Annotated in this window: 21 protein-coding genes; 3 read left to right on the forward strand and 18 right to left on the reverse strand. The window is 69.1% G+C overall.

Features of this window, described 5'->3' with window-relative positions:
* Position 1: 1 nt before the first annotated feature.
* The 5 genes from BLS81_RS11700 to BLS81_RS11720 form a co-directional block, all read right to left on the reverse strand.
* Complete coding sequence (locus BLS81_RS11700; RefSeq protein ID WP_093224051.1) at positions 2-262, reverse strand: hypothetical protein; 261 nt, start codon at positions 260-262, stop codon at positions 2-4.
* Entirely contained in the window at positions 259-786 is a 528-nt protein-coding gene (locus BLS81_RS11705) for a GNAT family N-acetyltransferase (RefSeq protein WP_093224053.1), read from the reverse strand. The genes BLS81_RS11700 and BLS81_RS11705 overlap by 4 nt, the downstream gene beginning before the upstream one ends.
* The gene (locus BLS81_RS11710; RefSeq protein ID WP_093224055.1) at positions 783-1574 is read right to left on the reverse strand and encodes a LysR family transcriptional regulator; all 792 of its coding nucleotides are present in this window, start codon (positions 1572-1574) and stop codon (positions 783-785) included. The genes BLS81_RS11705 and BLS81_RS11710 overlap by 4 nt, the downstream gene beginning before the upstream one ends.
* Before the next feature lie 118 nt (positions 1575-1692).
* Positions 1693-2091, reverse strand: a complete 399-nt coding sequence (gene apaG / locus BLS81_RS11715; protein WP_093224272.1) for a Co2+/Mg2+ efflux protein ApaG — start codon at positions 2089-2091, stop codon at positions 1693-1695.
* An 11-nt stretch (positions 2092-2102) separates the two neighbouring features.
* Positions 2103-3311, reverse strand: coding sequence for a trans-sulfuration enzyme family protein (locus BLS81_RS11720; RefSeq protein WP_093224057.1), 1209 nt, complete (start codon positions 3309-3311; stop codon positions 2103-2105).
* Between the two features lie 222 nt (positions 3312-3533).
* On the opposite strand from BLS81_RS11720, the gene BLS81_RS11725 reads away from it, so the two are divergent.
* Positions 3534-4775 carry a phospholipid carrier-dependent glycosyltransferase gene (locus tag BLS81_RS11725; protein WP_256326205.1) on the forward strand — a complete coding sequence of 414 codons (1242 nt, stop codon included), beginning with the start codon at positions 3534-3536 and terminating at the stop codon, positions 4773-4775.
* A gap of 101 nt (positions 4776-4876) precedes the next feature.
* Here BLS81_RS11725 and BLS81_RS11730 read toward each other — a convergent pair whose 3' ends face one another.
* The 8 genes from BLS81_RS11730 to BLS81_RS11765 form a co-directional block, all read right to left on the reverse strand.
* A complete protein-coding gene (locus BLS81_RS11730) occupies positions 4877-5839 on the reverse strand; it encodes a 2-hydroxyacid dehydrogenase (RefSeq protein ID WP_093224061.1) in 963 nt (320 codons plus the stop codon).
* A gap of 15 nt (positions 5840-5854) precedes the next feature.
* Positions 5855-6958: a glycosyltransferase family 2 protein gene (locus tag BLS81_RS11735; protein ID WP_093224063.1), complete on the reverse strand. Its 1104-nt coding sequence runs from the start codon at positions 6956-6958 to the stop codon at positions 5855-5857.
* Complete coding sequence (leuB, locus tag BLS81_RS11740) at positions 6955-8007, reverse strand: 3-isopropylmalate dehydrogenase (RefSeq protein WP_093224065.1); 1053 nt, start codon at positions 8005-8007, stop codon at positions 6955-6957. Before leuB ends, BLS81_RS11735 begins: the two co-directional genes overlap by 4 nt.
* Positions 8008-8084: 77 nt before the next feature.
* Complete coding sequence (recO, locus tag BLS81_RS11745) at positions 8085-8816, reverse strand: DNA repair protein RecO (RefSeq protein ID WP_093224067.1); 732 nt, start codon at positions 8814-8816, stop codon at positions 8085-8087.
* A gap of 58 nt (positions 8817-8874) precedes the next feature.
* On the reverse strand, positions 8875-9846 hold the full coding sequence (locus BLS81_RS20960; protein ID WP_256326206.1) for an RcnB family protein: 972 nt from the start codon (positions 9844-9846) through the stop codon (positions 8875-8877).
* A 122-nt stretch (positions 9847-9968) separates the two neighbouring features.
* Positions 9969-10454: a GAF domain-containing protein gene (locus tag BLS81_RS11755; RefSeq protein WP_093224069.1), complete on the reverse strand. Its 486-nt coding sequence runs from the start codon at positions 10452-10454 to the stop codon at positions 9969-9971.
* Positions 10455-10503: 49 nt separating this feature from the next.
* Positions 10504-11094 (reverse strand): NADPH-dependent FMN reductase, encoded by a 591-nt coding sequence (locus BLS81_RS11760; RefSeq protein ID WP_093224071.1) that lies wholly within the window; start codon positions 11092-11094, stop codon positions 10504-10506.
* Positions 11091-11747 (reverse strand): FABP family protein, encoded by a 657-nt coding sequence (locus tag BLS81_RS11765; protein WP_093224275.1) that lies wholly within the window; start codon positions 11745-11747, stop codon positions 11091-11093. The genes BLS81_RS11760 and BLS81_RS11765 overlap by 4 nt, the downstream gene beginning before the upstream one ends.
* Before the next feature lie 86 nt (positions 11748-11833).
* On the opposite strand from BLS81_RS11765, the gene BLS81_RS11770 reads away from it, so the two are divergent.
* Both BLS81_RS11770 and BLS81_RS11775 read left to right on the forward strand, forming a co-directional pair.
* Positions 11834-12136, forward strand: a complete 303-nt coding sequence (locus tag BLS81_RS11770; protein WP_093224073.1) for a UBP-type zinc finger domain-containing protein — start codon at positions 11834-11836, stop codon at positions 12134-12136.
* A gap of 60 nt (positions 12137-12196) precedes the next feature.
* Positions 12197-13306: an NADH:flavin oxidoreductase/NADH oxidase gene (locus BLS81_RS11775; RefSeq protein WP_093224075.1), complete on the forward strand. Its 1110-nt coding sequence runs from the start codon at positions 12197-12199 to the stop codon at positions 13304-13306.
* A gap of 91 nt (positions 13307-13397) precedes the next feature.
* Here the strand turns inward: BLS81_RS11775 and uvrC are convergent, their stop codons facing one another.
* The 5 genes from uvrC to addB all read right to left on the reverse strand — a co-directional run bounded on the left by uvrC (position 13398) and on the right by addB (position 22675).
* Positions 13398-15314: an excinuclease ABC subunit UvrC gene (gene uvrC, locus BLS81_RS11780; RefSeq protein WP_093224077.1), complete on the reverse strand. Its 1917-nt coding sequence runs from the start codon at positions 15312-15314 to the stop codon at positions 13398-13400.
* A gap of 143 nt (positions 15315-15457) precedes the next feature.
* A complete protein-coding gene (locus tag BLS81_RS11785) occupies positions 15458-15754 on the reverse strand; it encodes a hypothetical protein (protein ID WP_093224079.1) in 297 nt (98 codons plus the stop codon).
* A 118-nt stretch (positions 15755-15872) separates the two neighbouring features.
* Positions 15873-16196 carry a thioredoxin TrxA gene (trxA, locus tag BLS81_RS11790; RefSeq protein WP_093224081.1) on the reverse strand — a complete coding sequence of 108 codons (324 nt, stop codon included), beginning with the start codon at positions 16194-16196 and terminating at the stop codon, positions 15873-15875.
* A gap of 64 nt (positions 16197-16260) precedes the next feature.
* A complete protein-coding gene (gene addA, locus BLS81_RS11795) occupies positions 16261-19713 on the reverse strand; it encodes a double-strand break repair helicase AddA (protein ID WP_093224083.1) in 3453 nt (1150 codons plus the stop codon).
* The gene (addB, locus tag BLS81_RS11800) at positions 19697-22675 is read right to left on the reverse strand and encodes a double-strand break repair protein AddB (protein WP_093224085.1); all 2979 of its coding nucleotides are present in this window, start codon (positions 22673-22675) and stop codon (positions 19697-19699) included. Before addB ends, addA begins: the two co-directional genes overlap by 17 nt.
* Positions 22676-22694: the final 19 nt, after the last annotated feature.

The raw sequence follows: 22694 nt of genomic DNA on the forward strand, positions 1-22694 counted from the left end.
TCTATAGGTCGCCGTTCATGCGCCGCTGGTGGTATTTCAGCCGTACCGCCACGGCCGCGAGCATGTGCAGCGCGCCGAGCGCGATCAGCACCAGCGGCAGGATCGTCGGGATCGCCGGGTAGCGCGTGCGCTGGAGCGCGGCGAGCAACGCGCCCGCGACCGCGAGCGCGACGCCCATCAGCCGCACCGGCCGAGCGATCGCCCGCAACTCGCGGGCATAGGCCGCGCGCTGTTCCGGATCGGTGAGGTCGGGCGGCGTCATCGGTCCAGCCATTCGGGCAAGAGCAGGCCCCAGAGGTTGGTGTCGCGCACGCCGATGTGCGTCTCCCATTCGCCGCGCAGTACGCCCTCCAAAGTAAAGCCGAGCGACCGCAGCAGCCGGTTCGACGCGTCATTCTCCGGATCGGTATCGGCGAACACGCGCCGCGCGCCCTCTTCGCGGAACAACAGATCGAGCAAGCGCGAGACGCCCTCGCGCGCATAGCCCTGCCCCCAGTGCGCGCGCGCGAGCAGATAGCCGATCTCGACCACGCCCGGCCGCTTCTCGCCGGCGGCGAGCGTGCCGATCGCGGTGTCGTCGCCCGCCAGCGTCATCACCCAGCCGCGCCACGGCGACGGGCCGCCGCGCGCGGCAAGATACGCGCGCGTCTCGGCGACGCTCGCGTGCGGCCCGCTCGACCAGAAGCGCATCAACTCCACGTCGCGATAGGCCAGATGCAGCGCCTCGGCGTCGTCCACGCGTTGCGGGCGCATCACGAGCCGCGCGCTCGTGAAAACGTCGCTCATGCGGTCAGCGCCTCGACCAAAGCGCGAACCTTCTTCTGCCGCCACTGCGGCAAGGGGGCGATCAGCCAATAGCCCTTGGCATAGGGCTTGGGGCCGCCCGTTACCACCAAGCGCCCGGCCGCGATGTCGGCGGCGGCGAGCAGTTCGGGCACGGTCGCGCGGCCCAGCCCCTCGGCCGCCGCATCGATCGCGAGGCCGGCGTCGCCGACGCGGACCAGCGAAACCGCATCGTCGTTGAGGCAGCCCGGCCACGAAATCCGCGTGTCGACCCCGCCACCCGGCCGCTCGACCGTGACCATGCCCTCGGATTCGAGCGCCTCGCCTTCATGCTCGCCCGGACCATCGCCCCAGCGGATCGCGAGATCGAGATTGGCTTCGGTGAAGTCGATCGTCTCGTCGGCCGACACGATCGCGAAGCGCAGTTCGCCATCGGCGCGCGCGATCTCGGCGAGGCGCGGCATCAGCCATTTCTCGGTGAAGTCGCGCGGCGCGGCGATGGTCAGCGACTTGGATGTCTGCCCGGCCTGCATCGCCCGCACCGCCTCTTCGAATTGCAGGAAGCCGGTGCGCAGCGCCTCAAGGCCAGCTTCGCCCTCGGGGGTAAGCTCAAGCCCGCGCGTGGTGCGACGAAACAGCACCACGCCGAGCGTGTCCTCGAGCGCGCGGATCTGCTGGCCGACTGCGGCGGGCGTCACCGCCAGCTCGTCGGCGGCGCGGGTGAACGACAGGTGCCGCGCGGCGGCATCGAGCACGCGCAGGCCGTTGAGGGGGAGATGGGTGCGTTTCATTTTAGAGGCGGACGAAAAGCAAAATCACCGCTCGCCCTGAGCTTGTCGAAGGGCGTGTTCTGGACACGTGCTTCGACAAGCTCAGCACGAACGGAGTTTATCTTTCCCGGCTCGGCCATCACGCCCCCACCGCCGGCGCGAGCAGCGCGAACTTGGGGATCGCGACATCGAACGCTTCGCCGTCGGCGCCGACCATGTGATACGTCCCCTGCATCCCGCCGCTCGGCGTCGCGAGCGGGCAGCCGGAGACGTAGTCGAAGCTCGCGCCCGGCGCGATCATCGGCTGTTCGCCGATCACGCCCTCGCCTTCGACCGAATGGCGGGCGCCGCGCGCGTCGGTGATGACCCAGTGGCGGGTCAGCAACTGGACTGTCTGGTCGCCCTCATTCTCGATGCGGATGTGATAAGCCCAGAACCAGCGCCCGCGCGCCGGCTCGGATTGTTCGGCCAAATAGCTGACCGAGACGCGCACCACCACGCCGCGAGTCTCGGCGACGTAGGGGAACAGCGATTTCATCGCATCGCCGGTCATAACCCGACCTTGCTGAGCGCCTGGTCGAGATCCTCGATCACGTCCTGCGGATCTTCGAGGCCGACGTTGAGGCGGAGCAGGTTCTCGGTCACGCCCATCTCGATCCGCTTGTCCTCGGCGACGCCATAATGCGTGGTCGAGGCTGGATGCGTCATCAGCGACCGCGAATCGCCGATGTTGTTCGAGATATCGACGAGCGTAAGCGCGTCGAGCAGCCCGTGCGCCTGCTGACGCCCGCCATCGACCTCGAACGCGAAGATCGGCCCGCACGCGTCCATCTGCGCCATCGCGAGATTATGCTGCGGGTGGCTGGCGAGGCCGGGGTGGAGGATGCGCGGCACCCGCGTTTCGAGGAACGCGCCGACCTTGAGGCTGTTCTCGCTCTGGCGGCGGATGCGCAGGTCGAGCGTTTCCAGCCCCTTGAGCACCACCCAGGCGTTGAACGCGCTGAGCGTCGGCCCGGTGTTGCGCGTGAACGGCAGCAGCACGTCGTTGATGAACTGGCTCGTCCCGCACACCGCCCCGGCGAGCACGCGCCCCTGCCCGTCCATCATCTTGGTCGCGGAATAAGCGGTGACGTCGGCGCCCCATTCCATCGGCCGCTGGAGCGCGGGCGTCGCGAAGGCATTATCGACCACCGTGGTGATGCCGCGTTCACGCGCGATGGCGCACACCGCCTTGAGATCGACCACGTCCATCGTCGGGTTGGCGGGCGTCTCGAAGAAGAACACCTTGGTGTTGGGGCGTGCCGCGTCGATCCACTGCTGCGGGTCGCGCGCATCGACGACGGTGGTCTCGATGCCGAACTTCGGGAGCAGCGTGTCGGTCAGCCAGCGGCACGACCCGAACGCGGCGCGGCCACCGACGAGATGATCGCCCTGCTGCAACTGGCACAGCAGCACTGCGGTCATCGCCGCCATGCCGGTTGTCATCGTCCGGCACGCCTCGGCGCCTTCGAGCAGCGCGATGCGGCTTTCAAGCATCTCGACGGTCGGGTTCTGGAGCCGCGAATAGGTCATGCCGACCTGCTCGCCGGCAAAGCGCGCGGCAGCGTCGCCCGCGCAATCATAGCTGTAGCCCGAGGTGAGGAAGATCGCCTCGGAGGTTTCGCCGAATTCGCTGCGCGCGGTGCCGCCACGCACGGCCTGCGTTGCGGGGCGCCATTGGCGGGTGATGCTCTGGTCTTGTCCGGTGCGGCGTTTCATGCCGCACGCTTTGCCGCTCGCGGTCCCTCCGCGTCAATGGCTCGCTTGAAACCGGGGGTCGAAGCGGGAATAGCCGCCCGGATGCCAGCGACCGATGAATCCCGTTCCCCCGCGAAGGCGGGGGTCCAGAGCCAAGCAGTGCCGCGTTCGCGGCCCTGGCCCCCCGCCTCCGCGGGGGACCAAGGCTGGGGGCATTCGGGACGAGTCGCCGCGCTAATCGGCGTGCTCGCGCAGGCGCTGTTCAGCTACCGTCTGACGATCCCGCACACGGTGATGTTCGACGAGGTGCATTACGTCCCCGCCGCGCGCAAACTGCTGACGCTCGCCGCGCCCGCCAACACCGAGCATCCGCTCGTCGGCAAGGAGATCATCGCCGCCGGCATCGCGCTGTTCGGCGACAATCCCTTCGGATGGCGGGCGTTTTCGACGGTGGCGGGCACCGCGACCGTGCTGGGCGTGTTCTGGATCCTTTGGCTGATGTTTGGGCGTACCCGCACCGCGGCGCTCGGCGCGGCGTTCGCGCTGCTCAATTTCACGATCTTCGTCGAGGCGCGGATCGCGATGCTCGACGGCTTCATGGCGATGTTCGTCGTGCTGGCGACCGCGATGCTGCTGTGGTCGATGCGCGCGCACACGGCGGCGAGCGCCTGGCCGCGTTGGGTGGCGGGAAGCGTGCTGCTCGGGCTCGCGGTTGGCGCGAAATGGACCGCGGTGCCGTTCGTCGCTTATGCCGGCGCGGCTTTCCTGACGATCCGGCTGTCCGAGGCGCGCCGCGCCGACCGCTCGGTCTGGTGGGCGCTCAACGCCGGCGGGCATCTTTATTGGCCGGGCCTCGCGGCGATCCCCGCGTTGATGACGCTCGGCATCGTCTCGGTCGCGATCTATTTCGCCACCTTCACCCCGGCGTTCTATTATCACGACATGCCGCTCAGCCTCGACCGGCTGCTGTGGTTCCAGGGCAATATGTACGCGCAGCAGACGCAGGTGCTGCCCAGCCACCCGTATCAGTCGCAGTGGTGGAGCTGGCCGCTGATGATCCGGCCGATCTGGTATCTCTACGAATATGTCGACGGTGCGACGCGCGGCGTGCTGATGATCGGCAATCCGGCGGTGCTATGGGGCGGGCTCGTGGCGGTCGCGGCGTGTGGATATCTAGGGTGGCGCGAGCGCTCGCTGCGATTGCTTGGCGCGGCAGCCTTGTGGGCCGGCGCCTATCTGCCGTGGATCATCATCCCGAAATCGCTCGGCTTCTTCTATTATTACTATCTGCCAAGCGTGTTCCTGCCGATCGCGATCGCCGCAGCGTTGCAGCGCGTGTGCAGCGGCCGGTTCGCGCGGTGGGACGAAAGCGCGGTGTTGGTCGCGCTCGGGCTGTTCGCATTCTTCTACCCGATCCTCTCCGCAGCGCCGCTTGCCGGGCCGCAGAGTTTCCACCGCTGGATGTGGTTTCCGACCTGGCCCTGAAGTCCCACCTCCGTTCGTGCTGAGCGAAGTCGAAGCACGTATCCCAAACGCACCGCTTCTGGCACGTCCTTCGACAAGCTCAGGACGGACGGAGATGGGTGTTACCGCACCAGATGCCGCGTCTCGGCGACCGGCGTGAGCGGCTTGTGGTCCGCGAACCATGCCTTCAGATTGTCCACGACGAGTTGCCCCATCGCCGCGCGCGTATGCACCGAAGCGGAGCCGAGGTGCGGGAGCAGCACGACGTTGGGCAAAGCGATCAACGCCTCCGGCACGTTCGGCTCGTCCGCATACACGTCCAACCCGGCGGCGAGGATCGTGCCCGCTTCCAGTGCGGCGATCAGCGCCGGCTGATCGACGACGCTGCCGCGCGCGACGTTGATGAACACCCCCTCCGGCCCGAGCGCCGCCAGCACCTCGGCATCGACGACATGATGCGTGCTCGCGGTGCCCGGCACGATCGCGATCAGCACGTCACACGCCGCCGCCAGACCGACCAGAGTGTCATGATATGTGTACCTTACACCGGCCTTCGGCGATCGCGTATGATACGCGATCTCGACCCCGAACGCCTCCAGCCGATGCGCGATCGCGGTGCCGATCGCACCGAGTCCGAGAATGCCGATCCGCCGCCCGCGCAAGGTCGCCGAGAGCGGGAACGCACCCTGCGGCCATTTGCCTTCGCGTACGAAGCGATCCGCCTGGGGAAGCTGGCGCAGCGTCGCGAGCAGCAACCCGATCGTGAGGTCGGCGACCTCATCGTCGAGCACGCCGGGCGTGTTGGTGACGATAATGCCGCGCTCGGCCGCCGCCGCCGCATCGACATTGTCATAGCCGACCCCGAAGCTCGCGATGATCTCGAGCGCCGGCAGCCGGTCCATCTTCGCGCCGTCGATGCGGCCGGCCAGCGTGCTCGCGGCCATGCCGCGCACGCGCATGCCGGCATCGGCGAAGAAGCCGTCCTTGTCGGCGATCTCCCAAAGCTTGTGGACGGTGAACACCGCCTCCAGCGCAGCGATCACGGCGGGCGGCATCGGCGCGCCGATCAGGATTTCAGGCTGCATCGTGTCTCCGATCCATTAATAGCGTCCCCACGTGAACCGCGAGGATAGCGCATAATTCCACACCGCGCCGATCAACACGCCGACCAGCGCCGCGGTCGCCCAGGTGCCGTCGCGCGCTTCGTGCAGGAAGCCGGCGACGCCGACATTGGCGACGAGCCCAACCCCGCACACCACGCAGAACGACACCCAGCCGTCGAGCAACTGCCGCCAGCCCTTGAGCCGGCGATCGCGATACGTGAGCGCATTGTTGAGGAAAAAGTTAACCGTCATCGCCGCCACCGCGGCAATCACTTGCCCGAGCAGGAACGCGCCATCGCCCCAGATCAGCAGGATGGGGGTGAGCACCCCCATATGCACGCCCACCCCAAGCGCGCCGATCGCCGAGAACATCGCGAAGCGCACCGGCACGATCCGCCCGAACATGCGATCATAGAGCGCGATCAGGAATTCGAGCGCGACGACATGGTCGAGCTTGCTCTCGCCCGCGCTGCGCATCCGGAACGTATAGGGCAGCTCGACGAATTTGAGCGGGCGTGGCGCGCCGGTCATGATGTCGAGCAGGATCTTGAAGCCGATCGCGGCGAGATGGGGCGCGAGATCACGCACGATCTGCGTGCGGATCATGAAGAAGCCGCTCATTGGATCAGTGAGATCGGCCTTGAGCACCCGTCGCGAAAGCTTTGTCGCGAAAGCGGATTTCGCGACACGGTCGCGATCCCAGTCGCCGGTGCCGCCGCCATCCACGAAGCGCGAGGCGATCGCCACGTCGAGGCTCGGGTCGGCGTCGAGCGCATCCGCCATCGCCGGCAGGATCGTCTCGTCATGCTGGAGATCGCCGTCGATCACCGCCACCAGCGGCGCCGCCGTCGCGCACATCCCCTCGATACACGCCGAGGAAAGCCCGCGCCGGCCGATCCGCTGGATCACGCGGACGCGGCTGTCCCGCCGGGCGATCGCGCGCGCCGCATCGGCGGTGCCATCCGGGCTGTCGTCATCGACGAAGATCGCTTCCCAACCGCGCCCAGCGAGCGCCGCGTCGAGCCGCGCGACGAGCACGGCGACGTTGCCGACCTCGTTGAAGGTCGGGATGACGATCGCGACGTCGAGTGGTCGGCTCACGCCAGTGCGGCGAGCACCGCGTCTCCCATCGCGCTCGTCGTCATCGTGCCGCCGAGGTCGGGCGTGCGCGCGCCACCGACCAGCGCCGCCGACACCGCCGCCTCGACCCGCGCCGCCGCCGCCTCGTGGTTCAGCGAATGGCGCAGGAGCATCGCCGCCGACAGGATCGCGGCGCACGGATTGGCCTTGCCCTGCCCGGCGATGTCGGGCGCGGAGCCGTGGATCGGCTCGTACAGGCCGTTGGCGCCGCTCCACGCGCTCAGCGAGGCGGAGGGGAGCATGCCGATCGACCCCGCGCACATGCTCGCCTGATCGGAGAGGATGTCGCCGAACAAATTGCCGGTGACGATCACGTCGAACTGGCCGGGGTTCCGCACGAGCTGCATGGCGGCGTTATCGACATACATATGCGTCAGCGCGACTTCGGGATAATCGGCGGACAATTCGACCACCACGTCGCGCCATAGCTGCGAGGTCTCGAGCACGTTGGCCTTGTCGACCGAACAGAGCTTGTTCTTGCGCCGCTTCGCCATTTCGAAGCCGACCACCGCGATGCGGCGCACCTCGGCCTCGTTGTACGACATCACGTCATAGCCTTCGCGGGTGCCGTTGGCGGCGGTGCGATAACCCTTCTCGCCGAAATACACATCGCCGTTGAGTTCGCGCAGGATCACCATGTCGATCCCCCGCGCGACCTCGGGCCGGAGCGCCGAGGCGTCTTCCAGCCCAGGAAACAATGTCGCCGGACGCAAATTGGCGAACAGGCCGAGCGCGGCGCGCAGCCCCAGGATCGCCTGTTCGGGCCGGAACCTGCGTTCGAGCGCGTCGCAGCGCGGATCGCCGACCGCGCCGAACAGGATCGCGTCGGCGCGCTTCGCCACGTCGAGCGTCTCGGGCGGCAGCGGATGGCCGGCCGCGAAATAGGCGGCGCCGCCGACCGGCGCTTCCTCGAACATCAGATCGAGATCGAGCGCTTCGAGCACGCGGCGGGCCTGTGCGGTCACTTCGGGGCCGATGCCGTCGCCGGCCAAAATCGCAATCGTCGTCACATCGCCCCCGTTCGCATCGCGCCAGTCATCGCTGCGTCATCACCGCAGCGCTGCCGCCTTTGCCGCCGCAGCGCGGCCTACGCAACCGCCCTTTTGAGCCGCTCGACCAGCCGTGCGCGCGCATCGGCGGGGCCGGCCACCTGCCCGGCGAGGATATCGCGCGCGAGGAAATGCCCGGTGATGCGCAACGCGGCGAGGATATCGGGCCAATCGGCCTCGCCGCCGGTGAGCAGCGCGGGCGGCAGCGGGAAGAGCTTGTCCTCATAGCCGAACGCGGCGCCACGGCTCACCGCGGCGCCGCTTTTGGGGCTGACGAAGGCGAGATCGCCGCGCGCGCCGGTCACCACGCACACGCCGAGATCGAGCCCGAACCCGAGTTCGGCCAACAGCAGCAATTCGTAGCGCGCCAGCGCCAGCGCCCAGCCGCGCGCGGCCGGCGCCGCCGCGATCGCGCCGATCACGCCGCTCAGCGCGGCATGGAGGCGCGGATAGGGCTGCGCCTCGGGCAGCGCGCTCGCCGTGAGTGCGGTCACCCATTCGAGCGCGGCGGCGGGCAGCGGCTCGGCGTGCGAGGCCGCGCGGCTCTCGATCAGCTCGACCGAAAGCTGCGCGAGCTGGTCGGGCGTGCGCGCACGCCACGCGCCGAGCACGCTGTTGGCGGGTTGCAGGATCGGGCGCAGCCGCCGCGAGCGCCCGCCGCGCACATAGCCGGGCTGGAGACCATGCTCGGCGGTCAGCGCACGCACGATCGCGCCATGCTCGCCATGCTGGCGAACGGCGAGGACGATGGCTTCGGCGCGGAACTGCATCGCGCCACATTACGCCAAACCGCCGCCGGGCGGAAACGCCGGGCGGCGGCGCGCGCGATCAGCTCCCGCAGAGGCAATCGACGCGCGGTTTGGGGCGCCACTTGCGCTTGGGCCGCCACGCCTTGCGCGCGACGTAGCGCGTCTTGACGGTCTCGACATATTCGGTGGTGGTGGTCGTCACCGAAGGCGCCTGCTGGATGGTGACGGTGGTCGTCGTGGCGGGCGGATAATAATAGCCGTTCGCCGCATAGCCGCCGCCGGTGGTATAGGTCGTCACCCCGCTGCCGCCCGGCGCCATATAGGCGGGCGCGTCGTAGGGCGGCCCGGGCGGCGGCGCGGGGTAGGACGCCCCATAGCCGCCATCGCCCGGATAGCCGTCGTCATAGCCCGCATCATAGCCGTCGTCATACTGGTCCCAGTCGAGACCGCTGACGTAATCGCGCACGCGGCCCGAACCGTCGATAAGCACCGCATCGTCATAATAGCGGCTCCACGTATAGCCGTACGGCGGCGGGGCGAGCCCGTAGAGGCCATAGTCGCTGATGTAGAAGCTCGGCGCGAACCAATAGCGCGGCAGGCGCCAGCCGCGCGATGGGTGACGATAGGCATTCCACCCGCCCGGTGCGTTCCACCCGCCCGACCAGCGGCCGTTGACCCGCGCCCCCCAACGCCCGCCGCCGGGGCGACCGTTCCAGCCGCCGGGGCGCCCGCCATTCCAATGTTGGCCACCATTGCCATTCCAGCCGGGCCGCCCTCCGTTCCAGCCCTGCTGGCCCCCGCCGTTCCAATGTGGCTGGCCGCCGTTGCCGTTCCAGCCGGGTCGCCCGCCGCCATTCCAGCCTTGCTGACCGCCACCATTCCAATGCGGCTGCTGCGGCGTCGCGGGGGCGGAGGGCGCGGACGGCGCGGGATGGCCGCCCATCCCGCCCGGATAGCCGCCGTGCGGGGCGCCGCCGCCATGCTGCGCGCTCGCGGGCGCCTCAAGCGCCGCGCCGATCAGGGCCAAGGCGGCGATGGTCTGATATCGCATGGTCAAAACACTCCCGTTCGGGCGCCGCACCCCGCGCACCGTTTCGACTGATGAACGGTCGGGCTACCAAATGGGTGCCGCTTTCACCAGCGATCGGGTCGCCTGCACCGTGCCGAAATGGATCAGCCGACCAGACGTGGCGCGATCAACCGTACCAAAGCCGCACAGCCGGCGGCATCGCCCGCGTCGAAGCGCGCGGGCAGCGGGCTGTCGAGATCGAGCACGCCGAGCAGGCTGCCCTGATACACGATCGGCACGACCAGTTCCGATCGGCTCGCCGCGTCGCACGCGATATGGCCAGGAAAGGCGTGGACATCCTCGACCAACTGCGTCTCCAGCGTCGCCGCCGCCGTGCCGCACACGCCCTTGCCGATCGGGATGCGGATGCACGCGACCTTGCCCTGAAACGGCCCGAGCACGAGTTCGCCGCCCACCAGCCGATAGAAGCCTGCCCAGTTGAGATCGGGCAGATATTCCCACAGCAGCGCCGCCATGTTCGCCATGTTGGCGATCGGATCGACCTCGTCGGCGGTCAGCGCGTCGAGCGCGGCGGCGAGATCGCGGTACAGGTCGGTCTTGGAGGCGGCGTCTATGTCAAAGGCGTACATGCTCAGGCTCCGGGTTGGGCGGCGTATGTCGGGGGTGATGCGCGCCGCATCAATATGGCGGGTCGCGCCGCGCCCGCTGTGCGCGCGCCGCCTCGGTCCACCACGCCAGATCGTCGGCGAAGCGCGGGAAGGCGCGCGCGGCGGCGGCGCCCCCCTCGCCCTGCGGCACGCCCTCGGCATCGAAAGCGCCGCCGATGCCGCCGACCGCGAGCGTGCTGGAGATCACCACCATGCCCATTTCGGCGAGGATGCCGTGCCATGCAGTGCCCGCTCGCACGCCAGAGAAACGTCCCGCCGAATAGCTGGCGATCGCGGCGGGGCGCCAATACCATTCCTCCAGGAAATGATCGGTCAGGTTCTTGAGGCCCGGCTGGATACCCCAATTATACTCGCCGGTCACGAACACGAACGCATCCGCCGCGCGGATCTTGCCCGCCAGCGCCTCCAGCTTGGCCGGGGCGGTGCCGGGCCGATATTCCTTGTACATCCGGTCGAGCATCGGCAGGTCGATCGCCTTGGCGTCGATCAACTCGACATCCGCCCCGCGCGCCTCGAACCCCTCGACCAGAAAGCGCGCGAGCTTGATACCCTGCCGATCGGCGCGGTACGATCCGTAGAGGATCAGAATACGGTCGCTCACGCCTTGGCCGCCTTCGCGTCGAGGATCGCCTTCCACGGATTGGGCTTGGGATCGCTGATCCGCGTGAGCGTGTTCTGGTCGCGGTGCGCGAATGGCGCGTCCTGGCCGTGGACCTTGAGCACGGTGTCGGTCGTGTAGCTCCACGTCCCGTCAGGGTTGAACACCACCTCGATCTGGTAGCTGTCGGTGCGGAACGCATATTCGAGGAACGCGGTCGAGCAGATGCCATATTCGCTCTGCCCGCGTTCGGCCCTGACGACGATCCGGTCATCTTCGGACTTGGCCTGCCCCGCTGCGAGCGCGACCTGCCCGCGGGGAATCGCGAGCGTCTGCATCACCACGCCGGTCTTCGGCTCCCACAGCCAGTAGCCGACCTGATCGTGGAAGGTGATATCCTCTTCCTCGGTGGTGATGTGGATGTGATAGCGCAGCCCGTAGAGCAGTTGCGGACCGTTCGCCTGCGGGTCGATCGGGTCGAACTGGATCGTCTCGATGAACACGCGCCGTTCGGGGCCATCGGCCTTGGGGTTCACATCCACGCCCTTGCGCGCCTGCCACCCGCCCGCGAGCCGCCGCAGCGGACCGAGATTGGCGAGCGTGTCGGGATCGACGTCGGTCGGTTCGGTGAAGACATCTTCTGGGAAATTCGGCATCGCCACCCTTTCTGCGCTTGAGCGGTTTGGGTACTGCCCTGCATCATCCGCGCACGCAAAGCCAAAGCGCCATTCAGGAGGCCAGCATGACGAGTTGCCAGCATAGCGCCACGATCAACCAGGTGACGCCCAGCGCCAAGGGGTGCGAGGAATGTCTCAAGACCGGTGACTGGTGGGTGCATCTGCGGCTGTGCCGCGCATGCGGGCATGTCGGCTGCTGCGACCAGTCGCCCAACCGCCACGCCACCGCGCATTATCACGCCACCCACCATCCGATCATCGAGGGCTATGACCCGCCCGAGGGCTGGGGCTGGTGCTATGTCGACGAGATCGAGATCGACCTGCCCGATCAGACGCCGCAGCGCGGCCCCATACCGAGATATTATTGAACGCCCCGCCGGTAACGACCATTTCCGAACGGTAACGTCCCTCCTGCGAACGAGGCTCTGATGAGCGGCCCCAAACTCTTCGAACCCTTCACGCTCGGCGGCCTCACGCTCGCCAACCGCATCGTCATCGCGCCGATGTGCCAATATTCGGCGGTGGGCGGCTGCATGAACGACTGGCACGTCATCCATCTCGGCCAGCTCGCGCTGTCGGGTGCGGCGCTGCTGACGATCGAGGCCACCGCGGTGGTGCCCGAAGGGCGCATCTCCTACGGAGACGTCGGCCTGTGGGGCGAAGCGACCGAGGCGGCGATGGCCCGCACGCTCGAAAGCGTGCGCCGCCATTCGGACATGCCGATCGCGCTGCAACTCTCGCACGCGGGCCGCAAGGCCTCGACCGACCTGCCCTGGCTCGGCGGCAAGCAGATTCCGCCCGGCACGGAGAATGGCTGGCAGACCTACGCCCCCTCCCCGCTGCCCTTCGCACCGGGCGACAATCCGCCGATCTCGCTCGACCACGGCGACCTCAAACGGCTGCGCGACGCGTTCGCGGCGGCGGCGAAGCGCGCGGCCCGGATCGGCATCGACGCGATCCAACTCCACGGCGCGCACGGCTACCTGCTCCACCAGTTCCTCTCGCCGCTCTCCAACCAGCGCGACGACGATTACGGCGGCAGCCTCGAAAACCGCCTGCGCTTCCCGCTCGAAGTGTTCGACGCGGTGCGCGATGCTTTCCCCGCGCACAAGCCGGTGACGATGCGCGTCTCGGGCAGCGACTGGGTGGCGGGCGGCTGGGACGCCGAGCAGACCATCGCCTTCGCACAGGCGCTGGAGGCGCGTGGCTGCGCGGCGATCCACGTCTCGAGCGGCGGGCTCGACCCGCGTCAGGCGATCCCGGTCGGACCGAACTATCAGGTGCCGCTCGCCCGCGCGGTGAAACAGGCGGTGGCGATGCCGGTGGTCGCGGTCGGCCTCATCACCGAACCCGAACAGGCCGAGGCGATCGTCGCCACCGGCGACGCCGACCTGATCGCACTTGCCCGCGGCATCCTCTACGATCCGCGCTGGCCGTGGCACGCAGCGGCGGCGCTTGGCGCGACGGTGACGGCACCGAACCAGTATCTGCGCTCGCAGCCTCGGCAGTATCGGGACTTGTTGAAGGGGCGCACCTGACGACCGTTCGTACTGAGCCTGTCGAAGCACGTGTTTCGGACACGCCCTTCGACAAGCTCAGGGCGAACGATGCGCCCGGAAGCAGCTCTCCTCACTTCGCGTGGAAGAAATCGTACACCTGCTGCGCCACCGCCTGAGACACCCCCGGTGCCTTGCGCAGATCCTCCAGACTCGCCCCCCGCACCGCCCTGGCCGTGCCGAAGTGCATCAGCAGCGCCTTCTTGCGCGCGGGGCCGATGCCGGGCACCTCATCCAAGGGACTAGCGCCGATCGCCTTGCTGCGCTTGTCGCGGTGCGCGCCGATCACGAAGCGGTGGACTTCGTCGCGCAGGCGCTGGAGGTAGAACAGCACCGGCGCGTTGACGGGCAATTGGAACTCGCGCCCGTCGAGCAGGTGGAACACCTCGCGCCCGTCGCGGCCGTGATGTGGCCCCTTGGCGATGCCGACGAGGCAGACGTCCTCGATCCCCATCTCCTCCAGCACCTCCTTCGCGGCATTGAGCTGGCCGCGCCCGCCGTCGATCAGCACCAGATCGGGCCAATCGCCGGCGTCGCGATCGGGGTCTTCGCTCTGAGCGCGGGCGAAGCGGCGCTGGAACACTTCGCGCATCATCGCGAAATCGTCGTTGGTCGCCGCCTGCTTGATGTTGAACTTGCGATATTGGTTCTTGCGGAACCCCTCCGGCCCGGCGACCACCATCGCGCCGAGCGCGGCCGTGCCCTGAATATGGCTGTTGTCGTAGATCTCGATCCGGTCGGGCGGCTCGCCCAGCCCGAACAAGTCGGCGACCTCGCGCAGCAGCTTGGCCTGCGTCGTGCTCTCGGCGAGGCGGCGGTCGAGCGCTTCCTCGGCGTTGCGCTTGGCTTGGTCGAGCAGCCGCCGCCGCGTGCCACGCTGCGGCACCGACAGATCGACCTTGCGCCCGGCTTGCGCGGTCATCACCTCGGCAAGCAACCCCGCCTCGGGCAGCTCACGATCGACGAACACGGTCTTGGCGGGCGGCACTTCCTCGTAGAACTGCGTGAGGAAGCTGGTCAGCACCTCGTCCTCGGGCACGTCGGCGGTGTGTGCGGGGAAGAAGCTGCGGTGACCCCAATTCTGCCCGCCGCGAATGAAGAACGCCTGGATGCCGATCACGCCCTGCTTGCACGCCATCGCGAAGATGTCGGCGTCGCCCACGCCTTCCGCGTTGATCGCCTGGCTGCCCTGGATGAAGGTGAGCGCGCGCAGCCGATCACGCAGGATCGCGGCGAGTTCGAAATCCATCGCCTCGGCGGCCGCTTCCATCTGCCGGCCGAGCTTGGCCTGAACCTCGGTCGATTTGCCGGCGAGGAACGCCTTGGCGTCGGCGACCAGCTCCAGATACGGCTCGTGCGCGATGCGGCCGACGCACGGTGCCGAGCAGCGCTTGATCTGGTAGAGCAGGCACGGCCGGTCGCGCGTCTTGAAGAAACTGTCGGTGCAGGAGCGCAGCAGGAACAGCTTCTGGAGCGCGTTGAGCGTGGTGTTGACCGATCCGGCGCTGGCGAACGGGCCGTAATAGTCGCCCTTGATCTTGCGCGCGCCGCGATGCTTCTGAATGCGCGGAAAATCGTGGTCGGCGCGCAACAGGATGAACGGGAAGGATTTGTCGTCGCGCAGCAGCACGTTGTAGGCGGGCCGATAGCGCTTGATGAGCTGCGCTTCGAGCAGCAGCGCCTCGGCCTCGTTGTTGGTGGTGACGATCGTCATCGACCGCGTCTGCGCGACCATGCGCTGCAACCGCTTCGAGAGCCGGTCGATCTGCGTGTAATTGGTAACGCGGTTCTTGAGCGCCTTGGCCTTGCCGACATACAGCACGTCGCCGCGCGCATCCTGCATCCGGTACACGCCGGGGCGGACCGGCAGCGTTTTCAACACATTGCGAATCGCGGCGACGCCCGCCTCGAGATCGGGAGCGTCGGAGCCGCGGACGGCGAAGGTGGATTTCTCTTCGTTGAAGCGATCGGGGGCATTGGGCACGGACATGGTGCCGCTGATCTAGGCGCGCCGCCCGGTGGAAACCAGCCTCCTGCTTGATCCACATGCCCGTTCGTCCCGAGCGAAGTCGAGGGTCATGCCGCGAGCGTTACGCTCGCTGTCTCGACTTCGCTCGACACGAACGGAAAAAGTTACTTGATCGCGGCGAGATCCGTCTTGGTCTTGGCGAGCATCGCGTCGGTCAGCTTGCCTTCGGACATGCCCTGAAGCTCGAGCAGACCCATGCTCTTGAAGCTCTCGTACATCGGGTGGACGAGCAGCCCCGGAATGTCGGCGTTGAGCACGGCCTTGCCGGCGGGATCGGCGGCGATCGTCTCGACCGGCGTGTCGAGCGTGAACTTCGTGGCGGGCGCCGCGGGCACGGGGGCTGGCGCCTGCGCAGACGCAGGCACGGCGACGACGGCGAGCAGAAGGGCGGCGAACTTCATGGAGTACCTCTTCACGGTCGGCGGCGAATCGCCGGTCTGCAGAGATTAGCCGCGGATTGTGTCGTTCCAAATGCAGCGCCGCCGGGCGGGTCCGCGACCCGCCCGGCGGCGGCGAAGCTTAGGCCAGTTCGCCTTCAAGCCAGGCCTTGAGGCGGCCCTTCCGCTCCGCGCCGACCTTGGTCGCGGCAGGAACGCCGTTCTTGAACAGGATCATCGTCGGGATGCCGCGCACGCCGTATTTGCCCGGCGCGTCGGGATTCTCGTCGATGTTGAGCTTGGTGATCGTCACCTGCTCGCCGAGTTCCTCGGAAATCTCTTCGAGGCTCGGCCCGATCATCTTGCACGGCCCGCACCATTCCGCCCAGAAATCGACGAGCACGGGGCCATCGGCCTTGAGGACATCGGTATCGAAGCTGGAATCGGTGATCTGCTTGGTGGCCATCTGGTGTCTCCTTGTACGGTCGATAACGTAGGGCGCCCGCCGGCCCGGCTCAAGCCGCGTCTGGCTAGCTTTGCTGCGCGGCCGCAAAGCCCGGCTTGTGCGCCGCGAGCAGCGCGGGCGGCAGCGCGAACAGCGCCGGCCCGCCCGTGTAGAGCAACCCCGCCTCGATCACCCGGCCCGGAAAGATCACGCCCAGCGCCGCCACATAGGCGGCCATCTGCCGGAGGTGATAGGATGGCAGCTCGTCCAGCGACGCGGGCGCGCGGCGGCCGGTCTTGAAATCGACGACGGTGATCCGCTCCGGCGTGACCAGCAGCCGATCGACCGTGCCCGACACGACCACGCCATCCCCCACCACCGCCGCGATCGGCGCCTCGGCCAGCGCATCGGGGCCGAACAGCGCGGCGAAGCGCGCGTCGTCGAGGATCGCCAGCACCGTCGCGGCGATCTCCGCGCGTGCGCTCGGATCACCGACCCCGCCCGACCCGGCAAGCCAACGGTCGGCGGCGGCGGCGCGTGCCTCTGGCGCGATCGCCGGCAGGCGCTCGAACAGCGCGTGGATCAGCCGGCCGCGCTCGGCGGCGTCGCGCAGCGCCGGAGTCGGCGGCGGATCGGCGACCGCGTCGTCGCCGAGCGACGACGGCGCGAGCGGACGCGGCGGGCGAGTCTCCTGCGGCGCGGGCTGGTGCGCCCACTCCGGCACCGGCGCGGGCGCCTCGGCGGGTGGCGCGGCTTTGTCGCGGCGTTTGACCGGCTTCAGATCGGCGCTGCCGGTGAAGCTGCGCGTGCCATCGGCCGCACGGTCCACGCCGAGTTCGGTCATCGCCCGATCGGCGGCGGCGTACCAGCTCGCCGGCGGCGGCTCGCCCTTGGCGAGCGGGCCGAGCGAGCCGGCGATCACCAGCCGCTCCTCGGCGCGAGTCGCGGCGACGTAGAACAGCCGCCAATGTTCCTCCAGTTCGCGCCGCGCGGTCGCGTCGGCGATCGCGGCGAGCGGGCCGGCCTCCTCCTTGCGCGGGCGGAAGATGGGGAGCGTGGCATCGATCTCATCCACCGGCCATTTGAGCGTGGTGCGCGGCGACTTGGTCGGATCGACCGCCGCATCGGCGAGGATCACCAGCGGCGCCTGCAATCCCTTGGCGCCATGCGCGGTCATCACCCGCACCGCATCGAGCGGCGCGGAGGGGTCGCGCTTGATCTCGACCTCGCCGCGATCGAACCAGTCGAGGAAGCGTTGCAGCGAGGGCGTCCCCTGAGTCTCGAACTGGAGCGCGGCGGTGAGCAATTCCTCGATCGGATCGCGCGCCTCTTGCCCGAGCCGCAGCAGCAGCGCGCGCCGCCCGCCGAGCGGCCCCGACAGCAGTTCTTCGAGGAACTGGTACGGCGTGGCGATATCGGCGCGGTCGAGCATCCGCCGCAACGGCCCGAGATCGTCGCCGATCGTGCGTTCGAGGTGCCGCCACAGACTGCCAGATCCGCGCGGTGCGGCGGCCATCAACCGCTCCTGGGTCCAGCCGATCAGCGGCGAGACCAGCATCGACGCCAGCGACAGGTCATCCTCGGGCTGGAGCACGAAGCGGATCGCGGCGAGCAGATCCTGCACACTGAGCGGCGCATTCAGCCGCAACCGATCGACACCCGCGACCGGCACGCCCTCGGCATAGAGCCGCGCGACGATCAACGAGGCGAGATCGCCGCGCCGCTTGACGAGGATCATCACGTCTTGCGGTTCGAGCACGCGCCCCTTGCTCTCCAGCATGAGCGTGCCGATCCAGCCCTTGATCGTGCGCGCGATCCGCCGGGCGAGTTCGCGCGTCGAATCGGCGATCCAGCCTTCCTCATCCGCCTCGCTGCCGCCCGCGACGATCAGCGGCCAGAGCGTGACGGTGCCGGGGCCGGGCACTTCGCTCGCATGGCGTTCGAGCACCGCGACGGCGCCCAATCCCGGTTCGGGCAGCACCGCCATCGTCGCATCGACGAATTCCAGCACCGGCCGAGTCGAGCGGAACGATTGCGTCAGCGACAGCCGGTTCCATGCCGCCGCGAACGTCCGGTCGCCGAGCTTGCGCAGGTCCGCCTCGGCATCCCAGGCGCCGCGCGCGAGGCGACCGAACCGATCCTCCGCCGCCGCGAAGAAGGCAGGGTCGGTGCCCTGAAACCCGAAGATCGCCTGTTTGAAATCGCCGACCGTGAACAAAGTGCGGGTCTCGCCGCCATGCGCGCCCTCGCCCGCGAAGAATTCGTCGGCGAGCGCGCCGATGATCGCCCATTGCTCGGGGTTGGTATCCTGCGCCTCGTCGATCAGGATGTGCGAGGTCTCGCGGTCGAGCTTGAAGCGCACCCACTCGCCGATGCCGGGCTGGCCGAGCAGGTCGATCGTCGCGGCGATGAGATCGTCGAAATCGACCGCGCCGAGCCGCCGCTTCGCGCGCGCATACGCGGCGGCATAGTCGCGCCCGACATCGAGCGCATCGGCGAGCAGATCGGCGTACGCGGCGCGGTGACGCATTGCGAGCAGCGCTGAACTCCACGCGCACAGCGCCGTGGCCGTCGCGGCATACTCCGGATCCTGCGGCGCCTGCCCTTTCTTGAACGACCGCAGATCACCATCGGCCTTCGCCCAAACGAGGTGAAGATCGGCCAGCGTCGCGGCGCGTTCGACGGGCGAGCGTTCCAACCACATCGAAACGACATCAGCGCGCCCAAGCCCGCTCTTCGTGGCCCAGCCGCTGTTCATGCCACCAACCAGATCAATCGCTTCATGATCGACAACGCGGTCGTCGCACGCGGCCACGATCGCCGCCTCGATCTCACCCATCGGCAGATCGAGCTGGCGGCGCACGAACGCGCGCACGCCCTCGCCGCCCCTCGGCAACGCTGCCATTGCCTTGGGCGCACGCGCGCAGGCGATCAGGAACTTCTCGGCCTCGCCCTCACCCAGCCGCACGCTGAGCGCGCCGACCGCCTCGATCGGTCGCGTGCGCCCCTCGCGATCAGCATCGACGAGCAGTTCCGCCAGCGCCTCGCGCGCGAGCACCGCTTCCTCGCGCGCCTCGATCGGGCGGAAACCGGGCGCCAGCCCCGCCTCGACCGGGAAGGCGGCGAGCAAACTCTGGCAAAAACCGTGGATCGTCTGGATGCGAATGCCGCCGCCGCGCGCATCGAGCACCTTGGCGAACAAGGTGCGCGCACGCTCGCGCAGTTCGGGCGTGGCATCCTCCCCAAGCGCATCGAGATCGGCGACGAGTTGCGGCTCGGGCATCCGCACCCACGCCGCCAGCCGCGCGCCGATCCGCCCCGCCATCTCCGCCGCGCCCGCCTTGGTAAAGGTGAGGCACAGGATCGCGGAAGGATCGACGCCCCGCAGCAGCAGCCGATACACGCGCGCGGTCAGCACCTGCGTCTTGCCGGTCCCCGCCGAGGCGGACAGCCAGACATGGCCGTCGGGCGCACTGGCACGCGCCTGATCGTGCTTGAGCGGCGGTAGCGAGGTGGTGCCGCTAACGCTCACGGCCATACCATTCGTCGCGGCGCATCAACTGGTCATACTCGCTATAGGGCGCGAACTCGGGGTGGAGCTTCGCGGTGAACGGCTCGCCGGCGGTCAGCCAACGGCCGACCGCCTCGCTGAAATGATGCGCGGCGAGCGTGGTGAACTCCTCGGGAAGCACTTTCTCGGCCTTGCCCGCCGGATCGACCGGCGAGGTGACATAGCCGAACTGGTCGTTGCGCTTGCTAAGCGACCAATATTCGAAGCCGCGTGCCTGGCCCGTGATCCCCTCGAACCCGCCGCGCTCCGCGATCAGCCCGAGCAGCCCGAGTTGCAGGCTGAACCCGGCGCGCACCGCGGCGGGCGATGGCGGCGTCCCCGTCTTGTAATCGATCACGACGAGGCTGCCGTCGACGAGGCGATCGAGCCGGTCGAACGTGCCGTTGAGCGTCACCCCGGCGAAGTCGATACTGCCCTTGCGTTCGACCGCGACCACGGTGCGGCCTTCCTCGGCCTGTGTCTCGATCGTGCGCGCGATCCAGTCGATCGCCTGCATCAGCCGCGGCTGCCACAAAGCGCGCATCATCGGGTGGGTGCGCTCGTCCGCGAGCATCGCGCGCGCGCGATCGTGGAGCTTGTCGGGATGGCAGGCGTCCTCGCGCGCCCATTCCTCCAGGATCGCGTGAACGGCGGTGCCGCGCCAGGCCGCACTCGGATCGGCATCGACCGGGTCGAGCGGGGCGAGGCGGAGAATCTGGCGGGCATAGAAAGCAAACGGATCGGCCTTGAGCCGATCGACATCGGTGACCGCGATCCGCTTCGGTCGCAGCGCCGCGTCGGGCGACGGCGCCGGCTGATCGGCGGGTTCGTGCGCGCCCGGATCGTCGAGCGCGCGAGTCCAGCGTTCGAGCGGCAGCGCCCTGCCCCGCGCCCACGTCTCGCCGGCGAGCGCCTGCAAGCGCAACCAGAACCGCGAGGCGATCGCCGGCTGGGTCGCGTCGCGGCGCGCGCGGGTGATGAGCGCGTTCGGCGCCCCCAGCGCGCTCGCGAAATCATGCGCCGCCATCCCGACCGCGCGCTCCTGCCCCGGCAACCCGAGCGCGATGCGAATGCGCGGCGCGAGCCACGGATCGGGTGCGGGCTGCCCCGGCCACACGCCTTCGTTGAGGCCACCGAGGATCATCAGATCGGCGGTCTGGAGGCGCGCTTCGATCAGGCCGTAGATCGCCAGCCGCGGATGGCCGCCTTGCGCGGGCCGCACCGCGATCTCGTCCATCACCGTGCGCAGCAACGCGGCGAGCGCCTCGGGATCGACCAGCCTCGGCCCTTCATCGGCGCGCGCCTCGAGATCGGCGAGGAAGTCGGACGCAGCGCGGCCGGCCGCGCCGCTCCACACCGCATCGCCGCACAACGCCTGCGCCGTTTCTCGCAGCGCCGCGACGAGCGTGCCGAGCGGCTGCGGCCCCGCCTCGAACACCGCTTCGAGCGAGGCGAGCAACGCGCGCGCCTCCGGCCACCAGACAGCCGCGGCGGCGCGGCGTGCGCGCTCGCGTTCGGGCGGATCGGCGAGATGCGCGTCGATCCCGGCCAGGCCCGCCGCCGGACGCGGCCCGCGCAGCACCCGGTCGAGCTTGCGCGCGCCCTCCAGCCAGCCGCGCCGCCCCTCCCCCGCACGCACCAGCGGATGCTTGAGCAAGGTCAGCAGCGCAAGTGGGGCGAAGCGCTGCGCGGCGGCATCGGCCAGCGCGAGCAGCACCGTTCCCGACGCCCGAATCGACAGCGGCCGCCCGGCGGTATCGTCAATCTCGATGTTCCAGCGCTGGCAGTGAACCGCCACCCGCCGCGCGAGCGCGCGATCGGGCGTGACCAGCGCCGCCGTGCGTTCGGGCGTCTCCAGCGCCTGCCGCAGCGCGAGCGCGATCGCCTGCGCCTCTTCGGCCGGGGTCGCGAGTTCGGCGGCCTCGATACCCGCGAGCCGACGCTCGGCGGCGGGTAGATCGGTCCATTTGCCGGTGAAATCGGCCGGCGCGAGCGCGCTGGCGATCGCCTTGCCGCGCGCCGCGGTCGCGTCGAATTCGCTGCCGTCGCGCCAAATCGCCACTTCGGCGCGGTTGAACCCCATCCGGTCAAGCAGCAGCTTGAGGTGGAATTGCGGATGCGTCTCGATCGAGCGCCGGGTGATGCCGGTGACCGGGTCGGGCGCGTGCGGCCCGAGCGCCTGCCATTCGGCCTCGTCCATACCCGTGGCAAGATCGGCGAACACGACCATGCCGCGCTCCAGCATCGCCACCCGGCGCAGCAGCCCGGCGACGGCGGGCGCGGTGTCGGTGATGCCCGCCGCACAGACGAACCCGCCCGGCGGCGCGTCCTTCCAGCGCGCCGCGAGCCGCCGCAGCAGCCGCGCCCGCCGGTCGGCCAGATCGATGCAACCGAGCCGCGCCAGTTCGGCGGGCCAACGATCGAACACTAGCGTGAACAGGTCGAGCGCGCGGTGCCAATGCGCCGAAAGCGCTTCGCCGAGGTCGATCTCCCGCAGCCGACGCGGCGGCACCTCCTCGACGAGCAATTGGTCGAGCGTCCGCGCGAGATCGCCCGCCAGCCGCACCGCTTCCGCCGCGTCGATCGGCTGGCCCGCGCGCTCGCGGGCGTCCGCGACCAGCCGCGCGAGGATCAGCCGGCGCTGCAGCGGCGCCACCGCGGGCGGAACCGGATCAGCCTCGTCCGCCGGATCGAGCGCCGCGCCCGCCGCCTCGTCGAGCGCGGGGTCGCCGAGCGCCACGAGGCGCGGCAACAGCAGCCCGCCGCCGCTCGCGCGCACGAACGCATCGGTAACCGCGCGTTTGGCGCGATTGTTGGGAAGCAGCACCAGCCCGCGCGCGAGCCCGAGCGGGTCGCCACCGAAGCGCCGGATCAACCCGGCGGCGAGCGAATCGGCAAACGCGCGATGCGCCGGGATCGTGTAGAGCTGCGGCTTGAGAGCGCCGGTCATGCGGCCGTTTGCCCGTGGG

The sequence above is a fragment of the Sphingomonas sp. NFR15 genome (assembly GCF_900103265.1).
GTDB classification, from domain to species: domain Bacteria; phylum Pseudomonadota; class Alphaproteobacteria; order Sphingomonadales; family Sphingomonadaceae; genus Sphingomonas; species Sphingomonas pollutisoli.